The organism is Dorea longicatena (genome assembly GCF_025150085.1).
Taxonomy (GTDB): domain Bacteria; phylum Bacillota; class Clostridia; order Lachnospirales; family Lachnospiraceae; genus Dorea_A; species Dorea_A longicatena.
The window spans coordinates 2,838,411-2,863,807 of the sequence record NZ_CP102280.1 but is presented as its reverse complement, the minus strand read 5'-3'; the positions used below and the strand labels follow the sequence as shown (position 1 = coordinate 2,863,807).

The following is a 25,397-nucleotide window of genomic DNA, read 5'->3' as shown; positions in this document are numbered from 1 at the left end:
AAACTCAGAATTGGTTTGCACTATTAAAATAAAGGCAAGAAAGTTGCTTAGGTAATCTCTGAGAGAAAGTTCGAAAAACATTCGTTAGATTAAAGGAAGTCAAACAGAATGAATACAATGATTAGTATAATTATACCGGTATATAAAGTTGAAAAATATTTGGATAAATGCATAAAAAGTATAGTTTCACAAACATATTCTAATTTAGAAATTATACTAGTAGATGATGGCTCACCAGATAAAAGTGGGCTTATTTGTGATAAGTGGGCAACATTAGATTCTAGGATAAGGGTAGTTCATCAAAAAAATGCGGGTGCTGGAGCAGCAAGAAATGTAGCGCTTAAACTGGCACAGGGGGAGTTCATTTCATTTGTAGATAGTGACGATTACTTGTCGGTAAATATGTTTAAAAATTTACTAAGCTATTTTGAAGAAGACATAGATATTGTGGAGTGTGAATTTATTTCTGTTGAAGAAGATGATGTATTATTTATAGACGAAAAGAGTGTACAGGCTAGAGTTTTTTCTTCAGAAGAAGCAATGAGAGAACATATTGCTGATCATTATTTTCGTCAGCTTATTTGGAATAAATTATACCGTCGAAGTTGTATCAAAAATGTGTATTTTCCAGAAGGAAAAAAGATTGATGATGAATTTTGGATGTATAAGGTAATAGGAAGAGCAAAACAATTAGTTCATTGTAATGAAAAATTATATGCATATAGACAACAGGACAACTCTGTAATGCACATGCTAAAACCAGAGAATAGGATTCAAGCGATAGAAGCCAAAGGATACCGTCATCAATACATTAAAGAAAAATTTCCAAGACTCACTTTAATGAGTTATGATTGTTTGGTGATGTCGTGTATTTACCAGATTCAGAGAGTTTATAGGACAGGAACTAAGGATGATGTGCAAAAAGTACTTGAATATAGTAAAAAAGTATTAAGAGAAAATGAGTTTAAAAAGAGAAAATTTAGAGGAATTCATGAAAAACAAGAAATATGGGTATCTATGGCGGAGATATCTTTAGCATTTACGTGTAGAATAAGAAACCTCTTAAAAATAGGCCTATAGCTCTTAGCTAAAATATGAGAGGATTAGTATATGAAAGCAAATAAAATTTCAGTAATTGTACCAGTGTTCAATGTTGAAAATTATTTAGAAAAATGTGTAAAAAGCATTATAGAGCAAACGTACAAAAATTTGGAAGTTATACTAGTGGACGATGGATCGACAGATAAATCAGGATTTCTTTGCGATGAATTGAAGAAACAAGATTATCGAATAAAAGTTATACATAAGACAAATGGAGGGTTGTCAGATGCTCGTAATGCAGGAATTCAGGTTTCAACTGGCAAATATCTTTCATTTATAGATAGTGATGATTACCTTGAGAGAACAGCATTAGAACAAATGATGCAAGCGATACTTATTTCTCATAGTGAAATAGCGATATGTAATATTATGCGTTTTTATGATGATGGGTGTACAGAAGAATTTTATAATCCAACAGATAATCAAGAAGTGTTGGAAGGGATAAGAAGGTTTGATACATTAAATCAGCCATCGGTATGTAATAAATTATTTGATGCAAAGTTGTTTGCAAATATCTCATTTCCATATGGAAAATTTTATGAAGACACGTATGTGTATCATGAATTATTGTATAAAGCTGATAAAGTAGTATTGACAGGAAAAACAGGATATTGGTATCTATCCAGAAAAGGGAGTATTTTAGGACGTTCGCAGTTTTCAAATAGATATTTTGATTTTATTGAGGCTGTTTATATGAGAGCGGATTTCTTAATCAAAAGAGATATACAGCCATATGGGGATGAAGCATTCTTAAGCTTATATGCAGCGTTAGCAAATGCTGAAAAAAATATAGATCATAAATTAAATAAAGATGATTTTCATAAGGTAAGAGAATACTATAGGCAGGTGTATAATCAAATTGATTATAAAAAAGCAAGATTTAACATAAAACAAATTGTTAGGATAGTATTATTGAGATATTTCCCAGGAATACACTCAAAATTATACTAGAAGGTAGTAAAAATGAATTTATTACAAAGAATTGAATGGAGAATATACAAAGAATTAAAAAAAAGAAGATTGAAAAATAAAATGCCGACAATTATTGCTTCAAATTGCAATGGAGAGTTTATATATTATGATATGGGGCTTCAATTTAGAACGCCGACAATTAATTTGAGCTTCGAAATGAATGATTATGTGAAAATGTTAGAAAATCTAAAATGGTATATGGAACAACCAATCTTACCGTATAATGATGAGAAATTTGATTTCCCAACAGGAAAGCTAGGGGATATTGAAATCCGATTTAATCATTATAAAACTTTTGACGAGGCGGTAGCTAAGTGGGATGAGCGCAAAAAAAGAATCAATTGGGATAATTTGTTTATATTGGGCATAGATGGTGATAATTGTACCTATGAAAGTATGCAGCAATTTGATAAATTGCCATATAAGAATAAAGTGATTTTTACACATAAGCAGTATCCAGAAATAAAATCTGCTTATTATATTCCTGGATTTGAGAACAAAGATGGTGTTGGTGTGCTTTTATATTTCAAAAAACAATTCCTAGTGAGAAGATATTTAGATGAGTTTGACTATATAGCCTTTTTAAACGGTGAAGGTATTAAAAGAAAGGGGAAGATATGATTCCTAAGATTATTCATTACTGTTGGGTTGGAAACGCTCCTAAACCTAAGTCTGTATTATATTGTATAGAAAGCTGGAAAAAATTTTGCCCAGATTATGAAATTCGAGAGTGGAATGAATCGAATTATGATTTTACAAAAAATAAATATATGAAGCAAGCGTATGAAGCAAAAAAATGGGGATTTGTTCCGGATTATGCAAGGCTAGATATTATATATGAGTATGGAGGAATATATCTAGATACGGATGTAGAGATAATTCGTAGTTTTGATGAATTATTAGATCAAGAAGCATTTATGGGATTTGAAGAGACAGGAGAAAAAACATATTATGTAAATTGCGGACAGGGGTTTGGAGCTGTTCCTCATCATGAAATCATAAAAAAAGCGAGAGATTTGTATGAACATATTTCTTTTTATAAAGAAGATGGAACTTTAAATATGTTGGCATCGCCACATTATACGACTCAAATATTAAAAGAGTATGGATTGTTACAAGAAAATAAAGATCAAAACTTACGAAGTATGAAGATATATGCTTCAGACGTTTTATGTCCCAAAAATTTTAGAACAGGGAAAATACATGAATCGAATAGAACAGTTTCAATTCATCATTTTACTGCTTCTTGGTTAGATGAAAAAATTAAAAAAGAGATAAAACGAAGGCAAAAATTAGAAAGAGTGATGGGAAAGGGTGGAACAAACAAATTCCTTTATATAGAAAGTGTTTTACAAAAATATGCAGGATTAAAAATGTTTACTAAATTACCACTAAGGGCTAAAGAAAAGTTGAAAAAGAGGATTATAAAGATAGTAGAGGTCGTACCAGATTATAAAGAACTTATCTTGGCGAGTTTTTTTAAGAGTGATAAGAAAAAAATAGTATTATTAGATCCTTCATATGATGGAGACAATACTGGAGATCAAATAATTGTAGAAAATTGTAAAAAATATTTTCCGTTAACAAAAAAAGAAAATATAATTTATGTGCCAACACATCGAAAATTGATGAATAAAGAAATTCGTGAATTATCTGGTGCGACTATAAAAGTTTTGTGTGGAACAAATGCATTATCCGGTCATATGCGGACATATGGATTGTGGAGAATGGAGAAAAAAGTACGAATTTATAATAATACAATTCTTATGGGGGTAGGATTTGAGTGCAATAATCAAGAGTACGATTATTATACAAAGATGTTGTTACATACTATTTTGCATAAGAAATATATTCATTCGGTTAGAGATAGTTTTTCGGAACAAATGCTTAATAGTATGGGGATAACAAATGTTATAAATACAGGATGTCCTACAATGTGGGGAATAACAAAAGAGTTATGTCAAGACATACCAAAAAGAAAAGCACAAGAAGTAATATGTACACTCACTGATTATGATAGAGATTTAGAGAATGATCAAAAATTATTGGATATACTTCTACTTTGTTATAAAAAGATTTATCTTTGGCCACAAGGGATAGAAGACGAAGAATATTATAAAGAATTGAGAATTGATTCTAAGATTGTAAAGATTCCATTTGGTCTTGAAAATTATGATTCTTTGCTAGAACATAAAGAAATTGATTATGTGGGCACAAGACTTCATGCTGGGATAAGAGCGATTGGAAAAAGGCATCGAACAATTGTTATTGCTATAGATAATAGAGCAAAAAATATTGCAAATGACACAGGACTTCCGATTGTTTTGAGAGAGAATATTGGAAATTTACTTAAAGAAAAAATTGAGTCAAACTTTGAAACAGATATACAAATGCCATGGGACGAAATTGAAAAATGGAAAAATCAATTTAAAGGGGGGAAATTTTGATAATAGAGGTATCAATGGTGAAGAGATATATTTATAAAAAAATTATTAATATAAAGTATAAAAAGAGTCTTAAATATAAGGAAAGAAAATCTATTAAAGAATCACAAAAGGATATCCATGATTTTTATTATCAACACACACCCCGTTTTAAGCAAGATATAGAAATTAACCCCGAATATGATTTAATGATTATAGTACCAGTATATAATGCTGCAGAATATTTGGAAGATTGTATAAAATCGTTGCTTGTACAGGAAACGGGGTATTCATATTGCGTCGTGTTTGTTAATGATGGATCAACAGATGAATCGGCCAATATTTTAAATAAATATGCAAAAAAAGAAAATGTGTATATTATAAATAAAAAGAATGAAGGTGTGGCCGAGGCAAGAAACATTGCATTGAAATACATTCGAGGTAAATGTGTATTGTTTGTAGATGCAGATGATATGTTAATGGATAATGCGATTGAAGTTTTGATGAGAAAAAGTGTTGAAACAGATGCAGATATTGTTGAAGGGGAATATATAGAATTTGATAACAATATAAAACCTGATATACATAAAGATCTTATTTGTAAAACAAAGTCAACAAGGTTAAATGGTTATCCGTGGGGAAAAATTATAAAAGCAGAAAAATGGGTGGATTTATGTTTTCCAAAGGGATATTTATATGAAGATACAATAATAAGTACCTTATTAATTCCAGGAAGCCGGAAGATTATAAAAATTCCCAATATTGTTTATTATTATCGAAATAATCCAAAAGGAATATCTGCAAATACAGTAAAGAAAAAAGAGGTTATGGATACGTTATATATAACCCAAAGTTGTTTTGAAGAAGCAGTAAAAAGAGGATATAAGCCAAGTATAGACGACTTTATAGAACAGGTTAGATTGAATTGGATAAGAACGCAAAACGTACCTTTAGAAATAAAAAAGGCTATTTTTATAATTGAAAAAGAGATGATTAATAATTATTTTAATGGACAAGCGACAAAACTAGGAAGAAAATGGGAAAAATTGTTATTGTCTTTAGAGAAAAGTAGTTTTGTATCTTATGAATTGCTTATGAATAAATGGTACCTTTTTAATTAAAGACAACTAGGAATAGGATGGTAAAATATGGATAGTCGTTCACGTACAGAATATTCGATACTAAATATAATAGCAGGAGTTGGGGGATATATTGTAAATACTATTCTTGGTTTTATATGCAGAATGGTGTTTGTAAAGTGTTTGGCAGCGGATTATTTAGGAGTAAACGGGTTGTTTACAAATATTCTTACAATGCTTTCTTTGGCAGAGCTAGGAATAGGCGGTGCAATAGTTTATGCACTGTATAAACCATTAGCAGAAAATGATGAAAGAAAAATAGCATCATTGGTAAAGGTATATGGAACGGCATATAAAGTTATAGGTTGTGTTATTGGGATAATAGGAATATGTCTAATGCCGTTTTTAAATATAATTATTACGGAACAGCCAAATATTTCTGAAAGTATTTATTTATTGTATATTTTTAATTTGTTCAACACAGTAATAACATATTTCTATAGTTATAGAAGTTCGTTGCTAATAGCTGCTCAACAAAATTATATTGTGGTTGCAACGAATTATATAGTAACTATTTTACAAAGCATTTTGCAAATGGTGGCATTATTAGCGACGCATAATTATTTGGTGTATCTTACTATTCAGACGATAGGAACATTGGCATACAATTTTGGGGTGTCGCATATAGCAACAAAGCGTTTCCCATGTATTATGTCAAAAGATATTGAACCGTTGCCAGTTGATGAAAAAAAGGCATTATTTAAAAATATAAAGGATCTTACATATTACAAGATTTCTGGATTATTAGTTAATAGCACTGATAATATATTAATTACTTTTTTTAAGGGATTGGCTACAACTGGAGTCGCATCAAATTACACATTGTTAACAAATACAATAAATTCCTTATTAGGTCAAATTTTTAATAGTTTAACTGCAAGTATTGGAAACCATAATGCAACTGAAACGGAGAAAAAAAAATATGAGATGTTCAGCTTCATGAATTTAATGAATTTCTGGATTTTTGGCTGGGCGACATTAGGAATTATTTTTTGTTCTTCAGATGTTGTAAGATTGTGCTTTGGCGAGAAATACGTTTTGTCAAAAGAAATTCCATTTGTATTAGCATTAAATTTTTATACTGTAGGGATGATGAATGCCGTATGGACGTATAAACATACAATGGGCTTATTTAGATATGGAAGATTTTTGCAGATTATTACAGGAGTGCTTAATATTATTTTCTCAATAGTATTAGGACACTATTGGGGATTGTTTGGAATTTTATTTGCCACATTTATAGCGCGAGCTATGACAAATTTATGGTATGATCCGTATGCAATATTTATTCATGGATTTCATAAATCACCATTACAGTATTTAAAAAAGTATATTTATTTTATTATTGTGTTATTAATATCTGCGGGTGGATGTTGGCTTTCATTTAAACTTATTAAAGGTGGAATTCTAGCACGTGTAATGGAAGAAATAGTATTGTGTAGTGTAGTTACGAATTTAGTTTTTTATATATTTTTTAGAAAATCAGAAGAATTTATTACATTAAGAAAGATTATTAAAAATATAATAAATTTGATAATTAAAAAATCGTGAAATAATATTGAAAATGAAAGACATCGAAGCTATTGAAAATATAGCGAAAACTTTGAATGGAATGTGGATAAGTATTTCTTAAAGCTACGGAAATGTGGATTATTGAAAAAAGTATTAATCCAACATTGAAGAGAAAAAGAATAGATACAAAAATATATACAACATACCATAGGAAAAATATGAAGCAAAGACAATAAAATCCCGAAAGGAAGGTACAAAAAGATGAAAAACAAACCACACAAATTATTCATTTCACACAGCAGCAAAGATGCAGAATATATGAAAGCATTTGTAGATTTGCTTGTAGCAATAGGAGTGCATAAGAATCAAATAACTTGTACTTCCGTTCCGCAATGTTATATTCCGGTTAGATGTAACATATATGACTGGTTAGCCAAACAATTTCAGACGAGCGACCTTCACGTCGTGTACGCCTTTTCGGATAATTATTATTCCAGCGTAGCAACATTAAATGAAATGGGTGCAGCTTGGGTAATGAGGTGTAAATGGACAGGATTATTATTGCCAGGTTTTACATTTGACAAATTAGCCGGATGTATTGATAAAAATCAGATCTGTATTAAATTAGATGATCCGGATATAAAACAGAGACTCAGAGAATTTAGAAACGGCATTATTGAGGAGTTTGGTCTTGGATCAATAAATGAAGATGAATGGGAAGAAAAAAGAGACGATTTTTTAGATAAGATAAAGATTATTGCGCAGAAAAAGAATATTGAAATTACCTCGTCCGAGTCTGTAAATGAATCAAATAAAACGAAGGTAAAAACAAGATTTGATGCGCCGGTAGCTCAGAGACAAGAGATTGATCTGTTGAAGGATTATACTCCATTTTCCAAGGTAAAACCAATTATCTCCTGTGGTGATGAAAAGGTCGCAAGGATAGCAACATTTGCAGATAGCTTTGACATGGATGTTGATATCAGCAATGTAACCAAGAGAGGGATGGGAGAATTTGCGATGGCATTGATGGAATATATTCCTTGTGATAACTGGACTGGCTTCTTTGACGCCGGATATGCCATAGAATTTGACGCAGCTGCGACAGGAGCTATAAAGAAAGTTCAGTTGGAAATAAAAAATGATACTGGTGTGAAAATAATAGATGAAGAGAATGATGTAAGTAACGGTGGAGGACATTTTAAATATAGATTCCGGGATAAAGTAAGAAATGGAGAAGCTTTGGAGAAGATCAAAGAAGTTTGTTTTACGGTATTCTTTGCAGAATCGTACATAGATGGAGAAAAAGGTAGATTGAGCATAAGGAATTTGAAGGTGACACCTGCATAAGAATGGTGTTTATACGGAATGTTTTCCAGAAAATTTTGAAACAGATATATTACCGAAGGACGCTAAAAAAGAGAATAAATCTGTATATAGAGTTATAAAATTTGGAACAATTGATAGGAATGGATTTATGGGAAGATATACATTTTTTGATAAAGTCATACAAAGAGGAAGATTATATCTAGATTACATTTTTTATGAATTTGAATCGGAACTCATTTTTTTTATGTGTGGATGATGAGAAAAAGTTATATCTTTGCCTTTGCTCGGAAATCCGTTATGGACAAAAATGGGTTATTACAGAATGCGAATTAAGCACATTAAGGAGAATAGGATCTATAATCACAGATTGTACGAGATAAAGATTCAAGTATTTCCGGAGGATGAGCAGAAGGAGAACTTTGTTGTTAATGACAGACACTATTATTGGATGAGTATTTCCGACATGGAGAGAGATCCTAATATTGTGAAGAAGAATCTGGATGTTATTGATTTTGTTAAAGAATCGATGCATACATAACATAAGCGCAGGCAAAATGGCATACGCCATTTCCCTGCGCTTTTATTATCCTTATAGCCGAATAATCAAAATACTATCTGTTCTTACGTCTCTTACTAATAATAGTATAGATGCATCCTGCAGCGATCATAAGTGAAAGAACCAATGAAACTGTATAAAGAATCATGTGATTGTTATCACCGGTTTTTACCTTGCCGTTTGTAGACTTCTTATTTGCATGATTAGCATTAGTAGTCTTTGGAGATGCTGTAGTAGTTGCTCCGTTCTGACCATTGGATGTGTTGTTACCTGTAGAACCAGAGGTTGTACCATTGTTAGTTCCGGAAGGATCTGTTGTTCCAGGTGTGCTCGGTTTATCAGTATCCGGTTTGTCAGTACCTGGTTTATCAGTACCCGGTTTGTCAGTGCCTGGTTTATCAGTACCTGGCTTATCCGTACCTGGTTTATCCGGTGTCGGATTTTCTGATCCGTCGGTTACTCTCCAGAGCTGTGTTCCCCAGAACGGGTTAGCCATACCGAGGAAGAGTCCGTTGTCTGTCGGAATAAATGCACGTCCGCCGTGGTTATAGATATCGCCGAAACCATTGCGGGTGAGTGTTGTAAAGTTTACTCCGTCGGAAGAGATCAGTACGTCGCATCCTTTTTCCTGTGTGTGGATGATGTTGCTGCATCCAAGGTAATATACGAAATGATGGAATGCAGTGTTGAAGACGTTGTTCTCAATCTTCTGTGCAAGATCTGGGTTCAGGCGGTTAAGGATTGGTTTTACATATTTGTTGTAATTATTTACCATATCCATATATACATCGACGATGTCAGATGGTTTATTTCTCTGTGTGTAAGCAGCTGTCTGAGAGTCGTCAGAAGAAAGTGTCTCGATTTCATCCAGCTGATCTAACATCTGGTCGATGGCATCTGCTTCTGTGTCTGTAAGTTCTGCATTTGTGTTGTCTGTTACAACTGCTTCCTGGTCTTTTGCGGCTTCTGTAGCTGCCTGATCAGCAGTATTATCAGCGTCTGTATTCTCCTGAATATTTTCCTGAGCATCTTCTGCGGTATCTTCTGTGACGGCCTCTTCTGTTGTGCCTTCTTCTGCGGTCAGTGCTGCGCCGGAAGGAGTTTTCTTAAGGCTCTGAAGAAGTTCTTTGACATAAGTCATCTTCTGTGAGAATTCTTCAGGTGTCATTTCCAGAAGACTTCCGTCGGTCAGCTGTGTGAATCCGGATGCGAGTGTTGCGATATCGAATGTTCCGATCAGGAGCTTTCCGTGGTATTCAGAGAATCTCCACAGATACTGTGTGGAAGCTGCTCCGAATCCGTCGTCGTTGATGAGTTCGATATTTTCATTCTTGTCCATGCGGTTCAGGCATGCTGGGTTCTTCAGATCTTCATAGAGAGACTGGAAATCACCGGCATTACCGATTTCGGCGAGGTCAAGCATCGGGTCGTTATAGCCGCCGATGTAGAGATGGTCGCCGTATGCGAACAGGTTACCTGCGCAGGATTCTTTCTTTCCAAGACCGAATTCATATTTGGCACCTTTGGATGTGTCTCCGATGATCGGTGTCCAGTTCCAGGTTCCGTCTTCTTTCGGATCACCGCGGTATACGGCGAATCCCTGTTTGTGATTGACGCCTGTTGTGGCATCTGTCTTGCCTGTTACCATGGATACGTACAGAGATCCGTTGAATGGAACAAGATCCCATAATCCGCCGCCGTTGATACTGTCGCGGATCCAGCAGGCCGGAAGATTGTCGAAGGTCTCCTGGTTGGCGATAACGGACCAGCTGTCTACGTCTTCTGGATTTGTAGTGGAAAGAAGACGTACACCCTGCATACGTGGGTTAGCGTCTTTGTAACGCACGTCTTTTTTGGCCATTGCTTTGATCGCATTCTGGTATGCCTGTGGAAGCTGTGAACCGGATGCGAACATGTTGTCTGGATCTGCGCCGTCGGTAGCCAGAGATACGAGAAGCTTGCCATCCATAACGGTGAGTCCGCGGATCCCGTTGGCGAATCCGGAGTTCTCTGCAGTCTTCTGCATAACAACTTTGGTTTCATTTGTCTCAGGATCGATCTGAAGCAGACGGGATGTCGGGAAACCGGCGCAGGCAAAATATAATTTGCCATTGTATTCTACGGCCATTCGGTATCCGTTCCAGTTGACGAATGCGGAGCTCTCTTTTTCGATGTAGACAACTTCTGTCTCATAGGTGTATTTGTTCACACGCATGATACAAGGAGTTCCGTTGGTAGATGTTGCTCCGTCAGGAAAATTACCGTTGTACACAACATTCAGAATATTGGTTGCTACGGTGCCGGCTTTCTGTGCCGGATTTTCATCCCCGCGGTTCTGGAACAATTTGGTCAGATTGTTCTTGAGATTGCGGTAGTAAATACCTGAGATTGGATTCCAGCAGGTGCCAAGGTAGATATAATTTCCATGTTCTACGCAGGACCATACATAGCTTTGGTTACGGTTGCTCTCTTCTCCCATAGCATCGAATGACAGGATACCGTCAGTCTCACCGGCTCCTCTTTCCGGATGAGATACTTTCTCGATGCTGTAACCTTCGGATGAGAGTGGGGCAGCGCTTACATTTACTCCTGTTGCAACACAGGACACAGAAAGAACTGCTGTCAGTACGAGTTGGAAAAATCTCTTTTTCATAATTTTCCTCCATTATTAAATTGTTAGTTTCATAGATGATTGTATTATAGGCGAACCCCTGTTGTAAATCGTTTTTTTGCGTATTTTACAGCTAAAAATAAAAAAATTAAATTTTTTTGAAAAAAACGCGACAGGTTTTTAAAAGTTATGTGTATTAATATATAGAGGGAGACAAAAAGAAGAATTTATATAGATTGGAGCAATCGAAAAAGACTATGTCGAGATTGCATGTGAACTGTGGTTACAGCCCCGCACCCCATCATTTACATACGCAGGAAATACTCAAAGAAATGAAAAAATCCGATGAATATAAATAATAGAGTATTGATAAATATTGATATGTGTGCATTGATAAACGTACTGTAAATTTTTGGGAGTTGTGGGATACTGTAAATCGCCGGAGGATTTGGATATCGTCCACCGGTGTTATAATTCCGGGGCTTTATGTGTAGGGCCCCGGAATTAGCTATATATAGAGAGATTATGAAAGAGAAGATGAGATATGACGATACGGAAATTTATTAAGAAATTATTTGTAACGATTATAATGATTGGGATTGTACTGGCGGCGGTATTGAAGGTTGGTTATATATTGATCTGCAAGGTTATTGTGATGATTATATTTGCAGTACTTGCGATTCGGTACTGGGTCGGTGAGGATATCAGGAAAGCGGAAGAAGAGAAAAGGGGAACCTGGTTATTCACGCTTGGATTTATCGGTCTGACTGTGCTGACAATGCTTGCGGCCAATATCCCGGGACAGGTGCAGCGGGATCAGTACCTGTACCTTACGAAAGAGCATACGGAACAGCTGGAGAAGGTGCTTTTAAGAGAGGCGACTGCGGATAGTGAAAGGTGCATACAGTGGTATGAAAAGCAGATGCTGGGCATCAGGAATAATAAGGCGCTTGGGAATCCGGCTATGCAGACGGAGGATGAAAGACGGTATAAGAACCGCATCGATGGAAAAGAAGTGTACCGGGATCCGGATACATGTACTCTACGTGTGAAAGAGCTTAAAGATGGCAGTACGAAAGACAGTGTACTGATCAATGGACCGGTGGGAGAGATCATAGCGATGCGGGAGCGGATTTTCTATATTGATATGGAAGATCATAATGTTCTGAAATCTGTAACCTATGACGGAAGGAAGAGAAAGACCTGGACGAAGGATCCGGTAAAGCAATTTGCCGTAATCGGTGGATATGTGATCTGCTGTACGGAGGATGAGAAGCTTATCCGTTGTGATATGTCGACGGGCAAGAGAAAGGAACTGGCGGATCATATTCAGTACTTTTTTGCCGGCGTGAAGCTGTATGCGCAGAAGGGGTCGAAGATTGTGTCGGTCAGCTATGACGGCAAAGAGGTCAGGGTATTTAAGAAAGATGTGGTTATGATGGATAAGAAGGAAGACAAGGTATATTATAGGAGAATGGATCAGAAGAAAGAGCAGATGTATGTGTGTGATGTGGATGGAGGGATGGAGAAAACGGTTGGAAACGAAGCTGGGAAAGATTGAAACAAATGACAATGCTCCTGATTTTTGTCAGGAGCATTTTTATTACCTACATTCGTAAGGAGCTGCCAGTGGCAGGTCCTGTAGATATACAAAAGTATGCAAGAAAAGCTGTCACTGGCAGGTTTTATGTATAATCAACAATTATTCCACAAGCCCAATCCCAAATGTCATAGTCCCGGTATAATTTACTCCCGGTTCGAGGTTCTGTCCTTTGCTTCCGATCACTGGTTTGGCTGTATAGGTGACAGTTCCGTTGTCGGTAAAGGAAGCAAGCTCGGTTCCGGTGGCGGTATCTTGACCGGTAGTTTCGATCACATTATTTGATGGGCCGATCAGGCGCCTTCGGGTTATATGATTTTGCATGGTTGAATCGCTCCTTTTTGTTGGACTGTATGATTAATGTAATGTGGGAATATGAAATTTGTGGTGGGGATGGGATTAAATATATGTTAGATTGTGGTTAAATGGCGTTGCAATTTGGAATACTATCACGTAACATTGAAGAATAAGAAGAAAGCATTAAATGAAGGAAGATAAAAACAGGAGCAACATATGCAACACACACAGCAATTATTTTTAGAGGCATTAAAAGCCGCATTAAAAAATGAACAGGTAGAATGGAATAACAAGTTGGAAGCGCAGGAATGGATGGACCTGTTCCGCATGGCGGAAGTGCACCAGATCCTTCCGATGATCTATGAGGCCGTATACCGAAGCCCGGCCGCCGGGCAGGCGGATCCGCAGATCCTGGCTCCGGCGAAGGCGCAGATGGTGCGCACAGTGATCATGCAGACGCAGAAGACGGGAGAGTTCGAGCCGCTTTACAGATATCTGAGAGAGAGCGGAATCTGTCCGTTAGTGGTGAAAGGGATCGTGTGCAGGAACATTTATCCGAATCCGGATTATCGGATATCCGGAGATGAGGATCTGCTGATCCGGCCGGAGGATTTTAGAAAATGCCACGATCTGTTGCGCGAATATGGAATGCAGACATCGGAGCAGGATATGGATGCGGAAGAACTGGAATCGGTTTACGAAGTACCATACGGGAAGAAGGGAAGCCTTATCTACATAGAGCTCCACAAGAGTTTATTCCCGCCGGAATCAGAGGCATACGGGGATCTGAACCGCTTTTTTGCAAATGTACATGAAGATGCGATTGATATCAGGATCGATGGAACGGATATCCGGACAATGGGATACACGGATCATCTGTTTTATCTGATCTGTCATTCGTTCAAGCATTTCCTGCACAGTGGATTCGGGATCCGTCAGGTATGCGACATCATATTATTTGCCAATGAATACGGGGATGCGATTGACTGGGAGAAGGTTCTGAGACAGTGTAGGGAGATACATGCGGATCTTTTTGCTGCGGCATTATTTGCAATCGGTGAGAAATATCTGACGTTTGATCCGGAGAAGGCGCATTATCCGAAAGTATGGCAGGGGATCTGTGTGGATGAGACGGATATGCTGATGGATCTTCTGGACAGTGGTATCTATGGAAATGCGAATATGAGCCGGAAACACAGCAGTAATATGACGCTGGATGCGGTGGCAGCAGACAAGAATGGAAAGAAAGCCGGGAATACGGTCTTAAAGTCTTTGTTCCCATCGGCAAAAAAGCTCGAGGGGCGGTATCCGTATCTTAAGAAACATCCGATTCTTCTTCCGATTGCGTGGACAGACCGTATCTTAAAATACCGTAAAGAGACAGTGGCAGGAGGGGATAACGCTGCGGCAGATTCCGTGAAGATTGGAAATCAGAGAATTGAACTTATGAAGAAATATGGAATCATTAAAAAATGATAAAAAATGTTGATGACGTAACAGGTATGTATAGGATATAATATATATGTTATATGCATTGTATAAGTGCATTGATGTGAGAGAAATACAAAAAGGGAAAAAGTATGAAAAGAAAGAAAAGTACACAATTGCTGGCAGTAGCGCTGACAGCAGCAATGCTGGCGCAGCCGGTAGGTGCACAGATGGTGTTCGCGGAAGGTAATGCGGATGCAGTGCAGCAGGAGCAGGCAGTAAGCCCGGCGGCAGAGACAACGGGAGCAGTTCTTAAGAGTGGAACGGCAGTAATTCCGGCGAATGCAGACCTGAATCAGGTGAAAGATATCCTTGGTAAGACATTGGTTGAGAATGCGGATCAGGTGGATCTGAGAAGTCTGGATTGGGAGTATAAGTGTGAAGGTAAGACCGGATTAGGAGTACCCGGTAATAAATCTTGGGGAAGTATCGGAGGATTTACAAGTAAGAAGATAGTTACATTTACCCATCCATCTCTGGCAGCAAATACTGATGGAGACTATCAGGTGCGTCTGAAAGGCACAACAACGGAAGTAACTCTGACAAAGACGCAGAAATTAACTTCAGCTATATCAATAAAAGATAATACAAATGTAAACCTTGTATACAACGAGGACGGAAGCATCAATTATGACGAAGTACGTAAGAATATCTTCAATACAGTTGTAGAATCTACAACTCCGGAGCTGACGGTCAATGATGTAACGATTGAATATTATGCAACTGCAACAACAGGAGCAGCAGTAGGTTTTGGAAAAGAATGGATGCCGTTAGAAGGTGGAACGAGTGGAACACTAATTCCTCTGACCTACCCGGCAATGGGAGATGGAACCCAGAAGATTAAGATTTCTTATGCTGGAACGGATGCATATTCCGGAGCAAGTGCAGAAGCAACGGTTAATATCGATATCGGCAGAGAGAAGTCAGTGATCGAATTCAAAAAGAATCCGACGATCAAGCTTGTATATAACGATGATCTCACAGTAGATTATGCGGCAGCTAAAGAAGCGATCATGAATGATGTGATCGACGTTGAGAAAAGCAGCCCGGAAGGATTATCACTTGATAACCTGACAATCGAATACTATGCAACAGCGACAACAGGAGCAGCAATGGGTTTTGGAAACGCATGGGCACCGATCGAAGGCGGCAAGATTAACGGTCTTACTTATCCTGGAATTCCGGAAGGAACACAGAAGATCCGTGTTACATATGCAGGAGACAAAGAGAATGCTGCCGTAACAGCAGAGACAGATATCACGGTAATAGATCGTGAACAGTCAGCATTCAATCTGAATGAACCGGCAGAAGGAGCTGCTTCTTATGAAGTTCCGATGGCATTTAACGAGGATCAGACATATGATTATGATGCCACAGCCAAAGCAATCTACAATGCAGTTGTAGCATCTACAGTTCCGGAGAATCTGACAGCAGACGATGTAACAATCAGATACAACGCAGGAATAGATAAGATTAAGAACTGGCAGCCACTGAATACAACAGACTGGACAAGCACATTTACGAAATTCGGACCTGGCGAATGGACGATTCAGTTCTCTTGGGCAGGTAATAAAGAATACAAAGGTGTAACAACAGAGGTAAAGGTTAATGTAACAGACAACCGTCTTGCAAGTGCCATTGTATGCAAAGAAGGCGTATCGTTTACTTATAACATGGATGCAGCTGTAATGAAGCAGGCAATCTTTGACAACGTGATTGACTGGGAGAACAGTACACTTCCTGCAAAAGATACATTGACCGTGGATAACTTCACGATGGAATATTTTGGAAGCAATACACTTGCCGGTGATATCGACGGCGGAGTGAAACAGTGGGCACCGATCGAAGGTGGTACCGTAACACTTCTGACCTATGCACGGATGGGAGCAGGAGAGCAGAAGATCCGCATTACTTATAAAGGAAATGCGCAGTATCGCCCGTCAGCACAGACAGAAAGCACAGTAACGGTTAATAAAGCTAAGGTAAAAGTAAAAGTAAAATCAACCAGCATTTATGCAGATGCAACTCTGCCGGAAGACTTTGTAACAATGAATCCAGCAGATAAATTCGATGTATACACAGTATACGGTGGACTGACAAGCAATGCGAACCTGTCACTTTATCTGGATCTTCCGGACAAATATACGAACAGTGCGGTTCTGAAGTTGTTAGATCCGATTGTAGAGAAACTCTATGGAAAGACATTTACACAGATGATGAACGACGGAATGACAGTAGGAGAACTGAGACAACTGCTCAGTACACAGGAACTGTTAGACCTTCTTGAGAAGCTTCATATTGACACAGGTACATTTGGACAGATTCTTACAATAATCAATAAGATGCCATCCGTTGCAGATTCTGTAAGAGTATCATTCGGTACACCGAACCATGCAGGTCTCTATACAGTAACAGCAGTTACAGATAGTAAGAACTACGAGACAGGTGTAGGCATCGGAACACTTCTTGTGAAGATGCGTTCTAAGGGCGTGAAGCTTAATTGGAATGAGAGATTCGTAAACGGAAAGATTACTGCAGAAGAAGCAAAGAATTTTGATTTCAAAGCAACACTTTCAGCAGACGGAGATGTAACGATCGCACAGGATAATGTACACTATCTGTATTCAGGATTCACAAGCAAATGGAAGATCTATTCCAGCACAACAACTCCTCCGACAGAGCCGGGAAGTTATGTGATGACGGTAGTAACACTTGGTGGAGATTATCAGGCAGCACCGATCAAACGTGGATTCAAGATTACAAAATAAATTGCAAAATAATATTGTAAAGCAGCCCCTGGTTCTACCAGGGGCTTTTTGTATTGTAATCAAGAAACAATTAAGATATAATATCTATGTGGTGGAAATGATACGAAAGCTAGATATTAAAATTAGATATTATATGAGATTAAGGGACGATAGAGATAAGGGTTGACAAAGAATTTGTGCTCCGGGAAGGCCGAGAAGAAGGACTCCGGACAGGAATAAACTATGGAGAACTACAAAATCTAGTTAGAATGGTGCTCAAAAAAATGCGAAAAGACGTCTCATGTGAAATAACCGCGGAACTCTTCGAAGAACCGGTAGAAAAGATCCGAAAGATATATGAAGTAGCGGAGAAATATGCGCCGGAATATGATATTGAGTCAATTTGCCGAGAACTGGCGGCATAAAGTGCTTTGGTTACACCGTAAGGGAATGTCCTTGTACCTTACCGGTGGATTTGGTATAGTATAAGGTATTATTCTGTAAAGGAGGCTCGTGATGAAAGAGACAGGAGAATCCGGATCAACAAAGAATAAAACCGTTATATTACTTCTGATCATTCTTTTGACCCTGTTATGGTTTGTCGGAGAGATTCTGGTTTCTTACCATTGGATGAAAGTGAATCGGTATCCGGTGCAGGTACGGAATCTGCGGTATGCGGATACGGTTACAGATGCAGGATTCAAGATGGTGGTGATTTCGGATCTTCATGATCATGAATTCGGGAAAGACAATGAGAAGCTGATCCGGTGTGTAAAAGAACAGGATCCGGAGATGATCATTCTGGATGGCGATATGCTGAATGAGGATTCGAAGAGTGACGAGGTGCCGGTCAGACTGGTAAAAGGTCTGGCAGAGATTGCGCCGGTGTATTATGCGCTTGGGAATCATGAACTGGATTATATCGGCACTGCAGAAGGGAAGAAGATGCAAAAGCACCCGGAGAATTCCGAATTGGTGAAGGATCTTACAGATGCCGGCGCATGTGTGCTGGAAGAAGGTTACCGGGACGTGGAGATCGGTGGATGTAAGGTGCGCATCGGTGGGATGTATGAATATGCATTTGCTCTGGATGGAGATAACAGTGCAGAGAATCTGACAGGTAATGTACGGGATTTTCTGGAGGAGTTTCAGAATACAGACCGGTACAAGATTATGTTGTGCCACAGACCGGATAGTTTTGTATTCGGTGATGCATCCGATTACTGGAAGATCGATCTTGTGATCAGCGGACATGATCATGGAGGACAGGTAGTCATTCCATTCAAGGGAGGACTATATGGTGGTGATCAGGGATGGTTCCCGCCATATGTGCATGGACTGTACCGGACAGGAAGGATCCGGCTGTTCGTGACGAGTGGATTAAGCAGTGAGAAACAGAAGCTCCCGAGATGGAATAACCGGCCGGAGATTGCGGTGCTTAACGTACACTGATCAGAGGGATGAAGAGGTAAAAAGATGGTTAGAAGGACAGTCGTTCCGGTGATGTGTCATCAAAGATTACTGCGGACAGTGTGTTGGACGGAGATCTTACATCAAATATCAAGTATTCACTGGAGAAGACGGTCAATACGCAGGCTGCGGGTGAGTATCCGATCGAGTTCAGGGTTATGGACCGCGGCGGGAATACAGTGTATCTGAAGACGCAGATCAGTATTTCCGATAAAAGTTATGCAGGGATTGATGTGAAATTAAAAGATTATCTGATCTACCTTTCTGTCGGAGATGCATTTGATCCAAATGCATACTTTGATTCGGCAGATAAAGAAGGCGAGCTTACGGTGCAGTCGAATGTAAATACTGCAAAGGCAGGATCCTAAAGAGTATAATAAGATAAAAAAGAACCCGACACGGCTGTCATATCATGATAGCGTGCAGGTTCCTTTGGTTTCACATGCATTATTCTGATGCCGAATGGGATATCAGAAATTTGTTGAATAATTTGACAATCTGACTCCGCTTACGTAAGGTCAGTGGAATACAGTCATCGTTGGTTAATTGAATTTCGGTATCCAGAATGTCCTGAATATAGTTCATGTTTACAAGATAGCTGCGATAACAACGGATAAAAGAATTGTCATTCAGCGTGCTCTCGATATGATTTAACGCCATGTTGGTTTCGTAAGTTTTTCTGGAAGTATGTATCATGCATTTTCTTCCAATGCTTTCAATAAAAAAAATCTCAGAAACCGGGATGTGATATAAAAGCCGGTTGGAATATACATTGAGTGTATGGGTTGAAGGGAATATCGGAAGCAAAAGTCTGGTAAAGACTTTCTCAAAATCGTCTTCTCTGATTGGCTTCAGAATGTATCCTTCAACTCCAAGATTATAGCTTGCCAGGCAATGTTCAGTGCTTTTGGTCGTGAAGATAATTATTGGAGGGTTTGGACCATCTTTCAATTGTCTGGCAGCCTCTATACCATCTGTCCCCGGCATTAAAATTCCCAAAAAAATGAGGGAATATTCTTTCGGGGATGCTAACAACTCGTCTGTTGAAGTAAAGGTATCTACTTCTAATAATGCATGATTGAGCATATGATTCTTAATATTGGCGTCCAAGAACTCACTAATACGTGTTATGTCGGTATCATATCTATCGCAAATTGCAATATTCATATATAGCCCCCTTCCCGAACAGATAAAACGTATTTTTATATAAATATAAATGGAATATGCTCTATGTAATTATAATATAACATAGATTAAGAGTGAAAAGATAGAAAAATGATACAAATGGACAGTAAATGGAATATATTAACAGAAAAATATAAGAATTTGGAGCAATCAAACAGAAAAATATAAAATTAATGCGAAGATTTGTCGAAAAACGTAGAAAAATTAAAGCAATATTTTGATGTTGCAGGAAGAAAACCGCGATGGTATGATAAAAAAGAAATTGAGTACTATTTAATGTATACATAAAAAACAATGCGAAGGATGTGCTGAGAATTGTACCATAATTTGCGAAAAAACGGGACGGACGAAGTGCGGATAGAGAGAAGCAGGATGAGGAATATGAAAGTTGTAGATACAAGAGAATATGTTGGTATGCTTAAGGAATTGACGGAAGAGGGAAAGGAAGTCAGCATGCTGGTCTTTGGAAGCAGTATGGCACCGTTTCTGATCCATGCAAGGGATATGATATATTTCAAAAAGCCGGACAGAGAGCTTCAAAAAGGTGATATTGTATTTTTTCGGAGAAAGAGCGGGCAGTTCGTCATGCACCGGATATGGAAGATCAGGCCGGAGGGGTATTATATCGTGGGCGATGCACAGACACAGATAGAAGGACCGGTAAAGAGAGAGCAGATATTTGCTCTGATCACCAAAGTCAGAAGAAAAGAAAAGTGGCTGGAGCCGGGAGATTTCTGGTGGGAATTCTTCGAGCATGTATGGCTGCATATGATTCCGCTCCGCCGGGGGATTATGTGGTGTTATGCGAAGGTGATTAAATGATAAAATATTTTGTATTGTTTTAGGTGCTTTCCTTGCATTTTAAAAAACAGATGGATATAATGGATTAGTATAAAAGGGAAGGAGTGGTATCATGATTTTAGTAGATAAAAGCATAAAGGAACGCTCCGGAGAAATTTTTTGCGAGGGATATGCGGAAAAATATGTAAATGCAATTTCCTATGACCTTCACATTAAAGGTGTAATTTGCGATGATGCCTTAAAGGATAGTTATACATTACATCCGGGAGAATTTATATTTGTTCAGACAAGGGAAATGATACATATGCCGAAAGATCTTATAGGAAGGATTGGAGAAAAGAATTCCCGTATAAGACAGGGGTTGTCTGTGGCAGGTCCGCATTATTATCCAGGGCATAAAACATATATTTATTTGAGGATTCAGAATATAACATGTGCCAATATAACTATAAGGGAAAATGACAGTATTGCGCAGATAATTTTTGAACAATTAGAGTCAGTTCCGGAAAAAGCATATGATGAACAGGAAGATGCATCATTTAATGATGAATATCAGTATCGCGGACTGGCAAATTACCGGGATGAATATGAGGCTCGAACCGAAGAATTAAAGAAGGCAAATGAATCTCTGGAAGAAAAAGAAAATCATATATATGCTAATATTCTTACATTTATGGGAATCTTTGTTTCGATATTTTCTTTAATTATGGTTAATTTTTCAAATATTACGAAAGGAACGTTGACCAAGGGATTTATAGTACCGATGAATCTTTCGCTCGGAGTGGTTATTGCACTTTTTATGGGATTGATTTTGATATTTCTTAATAAGGCAAAGAGCAAAGGATTCCTGATAGCATATATTGTGATCTTAATAATCTTAATTATAATGCTTTTAGTTGCACTATAAAGATAAGGCAGAGTTTTTTGTGACAGTATTTCATGAAAAACTCTGTTTTTTTAACAAAAGTAAAAAGTGACCCGGTTGCATACAGACGGCGGCAATGCTATGATGGAACAATAAAATCAAGGAGAAAAGTTATATGAAGATTGTAAAGGAATTTATATTAAGGGAGATCGCAGGTGAATGTGTACTGGTGCCGACGGGGGCAACTTCGCAGGAGTTCAATGGAATGATCACGATCAGTGATACGGCTAAATTCATCTGGGAGAATATCGAAAAGGTGGATAGCCTGGAAGAGATGATCCAGATGGTTCTGGATACATATGAGATTGATGAAGAGACTGCAAGAAGGGATACGATCGCTTTTGTCGGTGCGCTTGTGGAGAATGGCTTTATTGAGTGTACGAGGGAAGATGGAACATGGTAGAACAGAATGAGTCAATCACCCGCCTGTACAGGATCGGGCATACGGAGATTGAGATTACGGCTCCGTTATCTATGAAAAGTCCGCGGAATCTGGAAAAATTCCGGACCGGGCAGGCAAAGAGGCCGGATGATGAGGTCATCCACTATCAGGTAGAGATGACAGAAAATCTTGATGAGATCAAAGAAGATCTTTTTGGGAAAAAGACGGGAAGAGTGATCTACCGTGATAATCTTACGGTATTTCAGACATCCGGCGGGGAATGCCGCTTTATTAATTTTCTTGGAATGGACTGGCATTATGCGGTGAGCAGCCAGGAGGGTGTGAATCAATATCATGTCTGGTTTGTTCCCGAAGTGGCAGAGATGCTTGACCAGGATACGGTATACCTGGCGGCCTTCTCGCTGGAAAAGCAGGCTATTAAAGATCATTCGATGATACTGCATTCGGCATATATGTGTTATGAAGATACGGCAGTGCTCTTTTCTGCGCCGTCTGAGACGGGAAAATCCACGCAGGCAGGATTGTGGGAAAAGTATCGCGGGACATGGACGGTGAATGGCGACCGTTCGCTTCTTATCCGTGAAGAAGATGGATGGTATGCGAACGGATGGCCGGTATGTGGAAGCTCAGAGATCTGTAACAATAAGTCCTATCCGGTCAGAGCAATCGTTATGCTGTCACAGGCGAAGGAGAACCGTATCAGCTGTCTGAAAGGGCTTGAGGCTCTGCGGAAAGTAATGGAACAGATTACAATCAATGCATGGAACAGCGAGTTTCAGATACAGGCAATGGATGAGCTTGAGATTTTACTGAAGGAGGTTCCGGTATATCATCTGGAGTGCGACATATCCGAAGATGCGGTGAGATGTCTGGAAGATGTACTTGCCGGTGGACGAGGAGAGGAATAAATGCAAGAAAATAATGATAAAAATCAAGGAAAGAACGGCCTGTCTTTCGAGTCTCTGGATATTCTGATCGCAAAGTGGAAGGACGGGACATTTTCGGAGATCATTGATGACTGGAAATGGATATTCAGCTACAGTGTCCGGTATAAGTGGGCGATTGTATTCTATACGATCCTGGGTATATTCAGTACGTCTATGGGACTTGTCAGCAGCGTGGCGAGTAAATATCTGATTGATATCATTACCGGATATAAGACGAATAAACTGATGATCCTGATCATTATTATGGTAGGAAGTTCATTGTTCAGCCTTCTGTTCAGCAGCATTATCAGCCGTATCTCGACCAAATTAAGTATTTATATCAATAATGATATCCAGGCGGATATATTCGATAAGATTGTGGATGCCGATTGGCTGGAGATTAATAAGTATTCCAACGGGGATGTGTTGAACCGCTTCAACGGAGATATCGGAACGGTCAGCAGCAATGCGATCAGCTGGCTCCCGACGATCGTGATCGCAATCTATAATTTCATAGCGACGTTTCTGGTTATTCTTCATTATAATGCGGTGATGGCAATTCTGGCACTGGCAAGCGCACCGTTCATGCTTCTGATGTCGAGGTTCATGATCAAGAAGCAGCGAGAATATAGTCAGAAGACCAGGGAAATGAGCAGTAAGCTGATGACGTTCGAGGTGGAAGCATTCTACAATTTTGATACGATCAAATCATTTGGCATCGCACCGCATTACAGCCGGTTAATGCGCTGGTGGCAGGGCAAATTCAAAGATGTCAGTCTGGAGTACAATATGTTCTCCATCAAGACCAATATCCTGCTGTCGGTTATGGGCACGGGTGTGGAATTTATTGCGTTCGGATATTGTCTATTCTTACTGTGGACCCATACGATCACATACGGAACGATGACATTATTCCTGCAGCAGAGAAGTAATCTGTCGGGCGCATTCAATAACGTGGTTTCAATCATCCCGTCATTTCTAAATAGTTCGGTGTCGGCACATAGAATCCGTGAACTGGTAGAGCTCCCGAAAGAGATGCATATCAGTGAGAGTGAGGAGTTGGATCCGTTCGCAGAGGATGGATTCGAGGTGCTGATGAAGGATGTGAATTTCTCATACGTAGAAGGGACAAGAGTTATTACGGATTCGTATTTTAAAGCGTGTCCGGGCGAGATCGTGGCGCTTGTGGGACCTTCGGGAGAAGGAAAGACGACGATGATCCGTCTGATCCTTGGACTGATCCGTCCGCAGGAAGGAGAGGCTGTGATCGTTGCATCCAACGGAAGAAAAATCGTCCTGAATGCAGAGACGAGACATTTCTTCGCCTATGTACCTCAGGGAAATACGATCCTTTCCGGTACGATTGCTGAGAATATGCGGATGGTCAAAGAAGATGCTACGGATGAAGAGATTATCGAGGCTTTGAAGATTGCCTGTGCATGGGAATTTGTAGAGAAGCTTCCGGATACGATCAGCAGTGCGCTCGGAGAACGTGGACGCGGCCTTTCGGAAGGACAGGCACAGCGTATCTCTATCGCACGTGCAGTTCTTCGTAATGCACCGATCCTTCTGTTAGACGAGGCGACGTCGGCGCTGGATGTAACAACGGAGCGAAAGGTACTGCGTAACATTATCGAGCAGAAACCGAACAAGACTTGTATTGTGACAACACACAGACCAAGTGTGTTGAATATGTGCCAGAGGGTGTACCGTGTTATGGAGACGAAGGTTACGGAACTAGATGAGGAAGAATCGAGCCGGATGGCGATGGATTTCTAATTAGTACAAGTAATTATTAGTAGAATGTGCATAATCACGCATAAAAGTGTAATAAAACGACGTGAAATGACAAGTAAACAGTATTGAAAATATTAAAAAATGTAGTTATAATTATAGATAATAAGAATTGTCT

General features: G+C 38.8%; 21 protein-coding genes. 18 read left to right on the top strand and 3 right to left on the bottom strand.

Annotated elements, in window-relative coordinates; translation table 11 throughout:
• Positions 1-108 precede the first annotated feature (108 nt).
• The 8 genes from NQ508_RS13730 to NQ508_RS13695 all read left to right on the top strand — a co-directional run bounded on the left by NQ508_RS13730 (position 109) and on the right by NQ508_RS13695 (position 9,014).
• Complete coding sequence (locus NQ508_RS13730) at positions 109-1,080, top strand: glycosyltransferase (RefSeq protein WP_006427191.1); 972 nt, start codon at positions 109-111, stop codon at positions 1,078-1,080.
• 30 nt (positions 1,081-1,110) lie between these two features.
• Positions 1,111-2,052 (top strand): glycosyltransferase family 2 protein, encoded by a 942-nt coding sequence (locus NQ508_RS13725; RefSeq protein ID WP_006427192.1) that lies wholly within the window; start codon positions 1,111-1,113, stop codon positions 2,050-2,052.
• A gap of 12 nt (positions 2,053-2,064) precedes the next feature.
• Entirely contained in the window at positions 2,065-2,694 is a 630-nt protein-coding gene (locus tag NQ508_RS13720; RefSeq protein ID WP_006427193.1) for a DUF1919 domain-containing protein, read from the top strand.
• A complete protein-coding gene (locus tag NQ508_RS13715; RefSeq protein ID WP_006427194.1) occupies positions 2,691-4,520 on the top strand; it encodes a polysaccharide pyruvyl transferase family protein in 1,830 nt (609 codons plus the stop codon). Before NQ508_RS13720 ends, NQ508_RS13715 begins: the two co-directional genes overlap by 4 nt.
• Complete coding sequence (locus NQ508_RS13710) at positions 4,517-5,617, top strand: glycosyltransferase family 2 protein (protein ID WP_044919820.1); 1,101 nt, start codon at positions 4,517-4,519, stop codon at positions 5,615-5,617. The genes NQ508_RS13715 and NQ508_RS13710 overlap by 4 nt, the downstream gene beginning before the upstream one ends.
• Before the next feature lie 27 nt (positions 5,618-5,644).
• Complete coding sequence (locus NQ508_RS13705) at positions 5,645-7,186, top strand: lipopolysaccharide biosynthesis protein (protein WP_006427196.1); 1,542 nt, start codon at positions 5,645-5,647, stop codon at positions 7,184-7,186.
• A gap of 279 nt (positions 7,187-7,465) precedes the next feature.
• Complete coding sequence (locus tag NQ508_RS13700) at positions 7,466-8,497, top strand: hypothetical protein (RefSeq protein WP_155115963.1); 1,032 nt, start codon at positions 7,466-7,468, stop codon at positions 8,495-8,497.
• A gap of 346 nt (positions 8,498-8,843) precedes the next feature.
• Positions 8,844-9,014, top strand: coding sequence for a hypothetical protein (locus NQ508_RS13695; RefSeq protein WP_155115964.1), 171 nt, complete (start codon positions 8,844-8,846; stop codon positions 9,012-9,014).
• A 73-nt stretch (positions 9,015-9,087) separates the two neighbouring features.
• On the opposite strand, the gene NQ508_RS13690 is transcribed toward NQ508_RS13695, so the two are convergent.
• Positions 9,088-11,685, bottom strand: a complete 2,598-nt coding sequence (locus tag NQ508_RS13690) for an eL24 family ribosomal protein (protein WP_006427200.1) — start codon at positions 11,683-11,685, stop codon at positions 9,088-9,090.
• Positions 11,686-12,187: 502 nt separating this feature from the next.
• On the opposite strand from NQ508_RS13690, the gene NQ508_RS13685 reads away from it, so the two are divergent.
• A complete protein-coding gene (locus NQ508_RS13685; RefSeq protein ID WP_006427201.1) occupies positions 12,188-13,204 on the top strand; it encodes a DUF5050 domain-containing protein in 1,017 nt (338 codons plus the stop codon).
• Between the two features lie 141 nt (positions 13,205-13,345).
• Here NQ508_RS13685 and NQ508_RS13680 read toward each other — a convergent pair whose 3' ends face one another.
• Positions 13,346-13,567 (bottom strand): hypothetical protein, encoded by a 222-nt coding sequence (locus NQ508_RS13680; RefSeq protein WP_006427202.1) that lies wholly within the window; start codon positions 13,565-13,567, stop codon positions 13,346-13,348.
• Positions 13,568-13,756: 189 nt separating this feature from the next.
• Between NQ508_RS13680 and NQ508_RS13675 the strand changes: the two genes are divergently transcribed.
• From NQ508_RS13675 to NQ508_RS13660, 4 genes are all read left to right on the top strand, one after another.
• Complete coding sequence (locus tag NQ508_RS13675; protein ID WP_006427203.1) at positions 13,757-15,016, top strand: nucleotidyltransferase domain-containing protein; 1,260 nt, start codon at positions 13,757-13,759, stop codon at positions 15,014-15,016.
• A gap of 104 nt (positions 15,017-15,120) precedes the next feature.
• Positions 15,121-17,796 (top strand): hypothetical protein, encoded by a 2,676-nt coding sequence (locus NQ508_RS13670; RefSeq protein WP_006427204.1) that lies wholly within the window; start codon positions 15,121-15,123, stop codon positions 17,794-17,796.
• 495 nt (positions 17,797-18,291) lie between these two features.
• Positions 18,292-19,227, top strand: coding sequence for a metallophosphoesterase (locus NQ508_RS13665; RefSeq protein ID WP_006427206.1), 936 nt, complete (start codon positions 18,292-18,294; stop codon positions 19,225-19,227).
• 53 nt (positions 19,228-19,280) lie between these two features.
• Positions 19,281-19,613 carry a hypothetical protein gene (locus NQ508_RS13660; protein ID WP_044919822.1) on the top strand — a complete coding sequence of 111 codons (333 nt, stop codon included), beginning with the start codon at positions 19,281-19,283 and terminating at the stop codon, positions 19,611-19,613.
• 79 nt (positions 19,614-19,692) lie between these two features.
• Here NQ508_RS13660 and NQ508_RS13655 read toward each other — a convergent pair whose 3' ends face one another.
• Positions 19,693-20,412 carry a LytR/AlgR family response regulator transcription factor gene (locus NQ508_RS13655; RefSeq protein WP_006427208.1) on the bottom strand — a complete coding sequence of 240 codons (720 nt, stop codon included), beginning with the start codon at positions 20,410-20,412 and terminating at the stop codon, positions 19,693-19,695.
• Positions 20,413-20,811: 399 nt separating this feature from the next.
• Here NQ508_RS13655 and NQ508_RS13650 point away from each other — a divergent pair, with 399 nt between their 5' ends.
• The 5 genes from NQ508_RS13650 to NQ508_RS13630 all read left to right on the top strand — a co-directional run bounded on the left by NQ508_RS13650 (position 20,812) and on the right by NQ508_RS13630 (position 25,264).
• Positions 20,812-21,252 carry a S24/S26 family peptidase gene (locus tag NQ508_RS13650; RefSeq protein WP_022416496.1) on the top strand — a complete coding sequence of 147 codons (441 nt, stop codon included), beginning with the start codon at positions 20,812-20,814 and terminating at the stop codon, positions 21,250-21,252.
• Positions 21,253-21,343: 91 nt separating this feature from the next.
• Positions 21,344-22,138 carry a dCTP deaminase gene (locus tag NQ508_RS13645; protein WP_006427211.1) on the top strand — a complete coding sequence of 265 codons (795 nt, stop codon included), beginning with the start codon at positions 21,344-21,346 and terminating at the stop codon, positions 22,136-22,138.
• 133 nt (positions 22,139-22,271) lie between these two features.
• Entirely contained in the window at positions 22,272-22,559 is a 288-nt protein-coding gene (locus NQ508_RS13640) for a PqqD family protein (RefSeq protein WP_006427212.1), read from the top strand.
• The gene (locus NQ508_RS13635; RefSeq protein WP_006427213.1) at positions 22,553-23,467 is read left to right on the top strand and encodes a hypothetical protein; all 915 of its coding nucleotides are present in this window, start codon (positions 22,553-22,555) and stop codon (positions 23,465-23,467) included. The genes NQ508_RS13640 and NQ508_RS13635 overlap by 7 nt, the downstream gene beginning before the upstream one ends.
• Complete coding sequence (locus NQ508_RS13630; protein WP_006427214.1) at positions 23,468-25,264, top strand: ABC transporter ATP-binding protein; 1,797 nt, start codon at positions 23,468-23,470, stop codon at positions 25,262-25,264.
• Positions 25,265-25,397 lie beyond the last annotated feature (133 nt).